The organism is Schleiferilactobacillus shenzhenensis LY-73, from assembly GCF_000469325.1.
Lineage (GTDB): Bacteria > Bacillota > Bacilli > Lactobacillales > Lactobacillaceae > Schleiferilactobacillus > Schleiferilactobacillus shenzhenensis.
The window spans coordinates 173,920-179,467 of sequence record NZ_KI271583.1; the positions used below are offsets into that span (position 1 = coordinate 173,920).

The 5,548-nt window shown below is 56.2% G+C and carries 4 protein-coding genes; all 4 read left to right on the top strand.

Annotated elements, in window-relative coordinates; genetic code table 11:
• The first annotated feature begins 185 nt into the window (after window positions 1-185).
• On the top strand, window positions 186-2,552 hold the full coding sequence (gene secA / locus L248_RS02910) for a preprotein translocase subunit SecA (RefSeq protein WP_022528569.1): 2,367 nt from the start codon (window positions 186-188) through the stop codon (window positions 2,550-2,552).
• A gap of 83 nt (window positions 2,553-2,635) precedes the next feature.
• Window positions 2,636-3,764 (top strand): peptide chain release factor 2 gene (gene prfB, locus L248_RS02915; protein WP_155828552.1). Its coding sequence is split into 2 segments (ribosomal slippage): window positions 2,636-2,707 and window positions 2,709-3,764, totalling 1,128 coding nucleotides; the frame shifts between segments, so codons are not numbered across the junction.
• Window positions 3,765-3,852: 88 nt separating this feature from the next.
• A complete protein-coding gene (ftsE, locus tag L248_RS02920; protein ID WP_022528571.1) occupies window positions 3,853-4,539 on the top strand; it encodes a cell division ATP-binding protein FtsE in 687 nt (228 codons plus the stop codon).
• Window positions 4,529-5,416: a permease-like cell division protein FtsX gene (gene ftsX / locus L248_RS02925; RefSeq protein WP_022528572.1), complete on the top strand. Its 888-nt coding sequence runs from the start codon at window positions 4,529-4,531 to the stop codon at window positions 5,414-5,416. Before ftsE ends, ftsX begins: the two co-directional genes overlap by 11 nt.
• The last annotated feature ends 132 nt before the right edge of the window (window positions 5,417-5,548 follow it).

Genomic DNA, 5,548 nt, shown 5'->3' on the forward strand with positions numbered 1-5,548 from the left:
TACCGCGCAGGACAGCTGCCTGCCTCCGTAAACGGGCTCCGCCAAGCAGGCCACAATGGCCTAACCGCTCGGCTGCGCCCTCTGTCTTTTTGCACCACCATTGCGCCATATGGTAGAATGTAACGAACTCTATTTATCGAGCTAACTAAGAAATTTTACGTCAAATGAGGTTGTGAGGTTTAGAAATGGCAAATGTATTGAAGCGGTGGGTCGAATCCGACGCCCGCGAAGTGAAACGGATGGGCAAGATTGCCGACCAAGTCATCGGCTACGAAGACGAATACGCTAAGCTGTCCGATGAGCAGCTGCAAGCCAAGACGCCCAAGTTCAAGGAACGTCTGGCCAACGGCGAAACATTGAATGACATTCTCCCTGAAGCCTTCGCAGTTGTCCGCGAAGGCGCCAAGCGCGTATTGGGCTTGTTCCCGTTCCGGGTCCAAATCATCGGCGGTATTACGCTGCATGAAGGCAACATTGCCGAGATGAAGACTGGTGAAGGGAAGACCTTGACTGCCACCATGCCGGTGTATTTGAATGCGTTGGCCGGCAAGGGTGTGCACGTCGTCACCGTTAACGAGTACCTGTCCGGACGGGACGCCACCGAGATGGGCCAGCTGTACAATTGGCTGGGGCTCAGTGTCGGCTTGAACCTGAACGAGAAGAGTACGGATGAGAAGCGGGAAGCCTACAACGCCGACATCACCTATTCCACCAACAGCGAGCTCGGGTTCGACTACCTGCGGGACAACATGGTCGTGTACAAGGACCAGATGGTCCAGCGGCCGCTGAACTTTGCCATCGTCGATGAAGTCGACTCCATTTTGATCGATGAGGCCCGGACCCCGCTGATCATTTCTGGTCAGGCAGAAAAGTCCACGGCGCTCTACATTCGCACGGACCGCTTCGTCAAGACGCTGAAGGACAAAGAAGACTACAAGATTGATTGGCCGACGAAGAGTATTTCGCTCACTGAACAAGGGATTCGCAAGGCGGAGAAGAACTTCGGCTTGGATAACTTGTACGATACGGACAACATGGTCTTGAACCACCACTTGGACCAAGCCTTGCGGGCCAACTACATCATGCTCCGGGATATCGACTACGTGGTCCAAGACGGCAAAGTCCTGATCGTTGATCAGTTCACCGGCCGGGTCATGGAAGGCCGGCGGTATTCCGACGGGCTGCACCAGGCCATCGAGGCCAAGGAAGGCGTCAAGATTGAGGATGAGACCAAGACCATGGCCAACATCACCTATCAGAACTACTTCCGGATGTACAACAAACTGGCCGGGATGACCGGGACGGCAAAGACCGAAGAGGAAGAATTCCGTGAGATCTACAACATGGAAGTCATCTCGATCCCGACCAACAAGCCCGTTATCCGGGTGGACAATCCTGATGTGCTGTATCCGACCCTGGACAGCAAGTTCAATGCCGTCGTGAAAGAAATCCAGGAGCGCCATGCCAAGGGCCAGCCGATGCTGGTCGGCACCGTCGCCGTCGAGAACTCTGAGCGGCTGTCCCGCATGCTGGACAAACTGAATATTCCCCACGCGGTCTTGAACGCCAAGAACCACGCCAAGGAAGCCGAGATCATCATGAACGCCGGTCAGCGCGGCGCCGTCACCATCGCCACTAACATGGCCGGGCGGGGCACCGATATTAAGCTCGGACCGGGCGTCAAAGAGCTCGGCGGACTGACCGTTCTGGGTACTGAACGGCACGAGTCCCGCCGGATCGATAACCAGCTGCGGGGCCGTTCCGGCCGGCAGGGGGACCCGGGTGAGACCCGCTTCTACATGTCCCTGGAAGACGACCTGATGAAGCGGTTCGGCGGCGACCGGATCAAGGCCTTCATGGATCGCTTGAGCGGTCCGGATGAAGACAAGGTCATTGAGAGCCGCTTGATTACCCGCCAAGTTGAATCTGCTCAGAAACGGGTCGAAGGGAATAACTACGATACCCGGAAGAACACCCTGCAATACGATGACGTGATGCGTGAACAGCGTGAAGTCATGTACAAACAGCGGCTGGATGTCATTTCTGAACAAAAAGATCTGAAACCGGTCCTAATGCCGATGATCAAGCGGACGATCACCAACCAGGTGGACATCCATACCCAGAGCAGCAAGCAGGAAGACTGGGACTTGCAAGCCATCGTGGACTTCGCCCACACGGCGATGGTCAATGAGGATAAGATCAGCCTGAAGGACATTCAGGGTAAGACCGCTGACCAAATCAAGGCCTTCCTGTACAAGCTGGCGGAGGAGAACTTCGACGACAAGGCCAAGGCCTTGCAAGATCCGGCCCAGATGCTGGAGTTCGAGAAGGTCGTTATCCTGCGGGTGGTCGACGCCCACTGGACGGACCACATCGACGCCATGGACCAGTTGCGGCAATCCATCGGCCTGCGGGGGTATGGTCAGATGAACCCGCTGGTCGAGTACCAAGAAGAAGGCTACCGGATGTTTGAAGAAATGATTGCGGACATCGATTACGATGTCACTCGGCTGTTCATGCGGGCCGAGATTCGCCAAAACATTCGGCGTTAACCACACAAAGGCTGGGGGCTGGTCGTCGCCAGCCTTTCGCGTATCTCCAAAATGAAAGAAAAAGAAAGAAAGAGGCTCACGTTATGGAATTAGCCGATGCACGTCACGTGCTGGATGAAATGCGTACCAAAATAAATCAGTTTAGGGGGTCTCTTTGACTTCCCTCACTTGCAAGAAACAATTGCGGTGAACGAGGCCAAAATGGCCGAACCGGATTTCTGGAACGACTCGGCAGCCGCCCAGAAGATCATTGACGAAACGAACGCAGCCAAAACTCAGTTGGACACGTTCAAGAAACTGGATGACGGCTGGCAGAATCTCCAGGTGGCTGCGGAGCTGCTGGCGGATGAACCCGACCCGGATATTGCCAAGCAACTGGATAATGGGATTCCCAAGCTGCAAAAGGCGATGCACGAGTACGAGCTGAGCCAGCTGCTCACCGGTCCTTACGACAAGAATGACGCCCTGGTGGAAATCCACCCCGGCGCCGGCGGTACCGAAGCCCAGGACTGGGCTTCCATGCTGCTGCGGATGTACACCCGCTGGGCGCAAGGCCGCGGCTTCAAGGTGGAGACACTGGACTACTTGGCTGGTGACGAAGCCGGCGTCAAGTCTGTGACGATCCAGATCAGCGGGCACAATGCTTATGGCTTGTTACGCGGGGAGAAAGGGATCCACCGGCTGGTGCGCATTTCTCCCTTCGATTCTGCTGGTCGGCGCCACACGTCCTTCGCTTCGGTCGACGTCATGCCGGTGCTGGACGACAGCATCAACATCGATATTCGGCCGGAAGACTTACGGGTCGATGTCTACCGGTCCAGCGGGGCCGGCGGACAGCACATTAACAAGACGTCCAGTGCCGTGCGGATCACCCACCTGCCCACGGGTATCGTGACCCAGTCCCAAGCCCAGCGTTCCCAGCTGCAGAACCGGGAGACGGCGATGAATATGTTACGGGCCAAGCTCTATGAACGGGCCGAGGAACAGCAGAAAGAAAAAGAAGCGGCCATTCAGGGCGAACAAAAGGATATCGGCTGGGGTTCCCAGATTCGATCCTATGTATTCCATCCTTACACGATGGTCAAGGATCACCGGACCAACTACGAGACCAGTAATGGCCAAGCCGTCATGGACGGGGATCTGGACGGCTTCATCAATGCTTACTTGCAGTGGGAACTCGCTCGCCAGCAAAGTAAAAATGCGCAGCTTTGAGACACTTCTGTATTAATTCGTCGCTGAATTGTTACGTTGGCTTGGTACAATAGCCACGTGTGTAACAGGAAAGGAACAAGCCATCCCAATGATTCGTATGGTAGATGTATCAAAGGTATACGATAACAACGTGACGGCCTTGGAAAACGTCAATGTGGAGATCAACCAGGGCGATTTCGTCTATGTTGTCGGGCCTTCCGGTGCCGGCAAATCCACGTTTATCAAATTGCTTTACCGGGAATTGAAGGCCACCACCGGTCTGATCATGATCGATGATTTTGACTTGCCCCAGCTCAAAGACCGGGAAGTGCCGTATTTACGCCGCCGCATCGGCGTGGTCTTCCAGGACTTCAAGCTGCTCAGCCGCCTCACTGTCGCCGAAAACATTGCCTACGCGATGGAAGTCATCGAGACAGACCCTGAAGAAATCAAGCAGCGCGTCACTCAGGTCTTGCAAGAAGTCGGTTTGGCCGACAAAGCGGACCGTTTCCCCAATGAACTTTCCGGCGGCGAGCAGCAGCGGGTCGCGATTGCCCGGGCGATTGCCAACAATCCCCACATTTTGATTGCGGACGAGCCCACTGGCAATCTGGACCCCAACACGTCCGAAGAAATCATGGCCTTGCTGGAAACCATCAACAGCAAAGGCACCACGGTCATCATGGCCACCCACAACGACCAGTTGGTGAACAGTCATGTCCACCGCCTGCTGGAGATCAATAACGGCGACATTGTGCGGGACGAGAAGGAGGGGACATACGCCAATGAAGGCTAGTACATTCAAGCGCCATGTCACCGACAGCTTCCGCAGTCTCAAGCGTAACGGCGGCATGTCCGTGGCGGCCATCGTGTCCGTCACCGTCACCCTCCTGCTGGTGGGGATTTTCTTAGCCCTCATCTTCAACGTCAACCATGTCTCCCGGGAAGTCGAGAACGACGTCCGGGTGCGGGTAATGATCGATCAGAAAACCACCAAGGCCCAGCGCAGCACGCTGGCAGACGAGTTGAAGGACATGAGCGCCGTCAGCACCGTCACCTATTCCAGCCGCCAGCAAGAGCTGGATAAGGTGGTCGGCAGTTACGGCAGTGCCTTCCGCATGTTCGGTGGCGACTCCAACCCGCTGAATGACGTCTTTATCGTCAAGACCAAGACACCGCAAGCGACGGAGAAAGTGGCTAAGGCGGCCCAGAAACTGGATCATGTCGCCGACGCCAGTTACGGCGGGGCTAATGCCCGCAACCTCTTTAAGGCCACGGACAGTTTACGCCAGTGGGGCTTAGGCTTCAGTGTCCTGCTTTTGCTGGTCGCCGTGTTCCTGATTTCAAACACCGTGCGCATTACGATTCTTAGCCGGCGGACCGAGATCGGGATCATGCGGCTGGTGGGGGCAACCAACTCCTACATTCGCTGGCCGTTCCTGCTGGAAGGGGCCTGGACGGGCCTGTTCGGCGCGATTCTGCCGATCGTCATCGTGGATATCGGCTACGCTGTCATCTACGGTGCTTCAGCCAACACCTTCGCGTCAGCGGGGTACGCGCTGCTGTCGCCGGCGAGCCTGCTGGTGGGCATGGACTTCCTCCTGGCCATCATCGGCATCGTCATCGGCGCAGTCGGCGCCGCCATCTCCATGGGGCGGTTCTTGAAGATTTAACATATCAATCCATTTGCGGGTTCTCTGGAATATGTGGAGGGCCCGTTTTTTCGTGCGATGAGAAAATGGTCGCGGGGCCCGGCGATTTGGGCCCTCCGGCTGGCTGGGGCGGCGACGCGAAGCTAGTGCGAA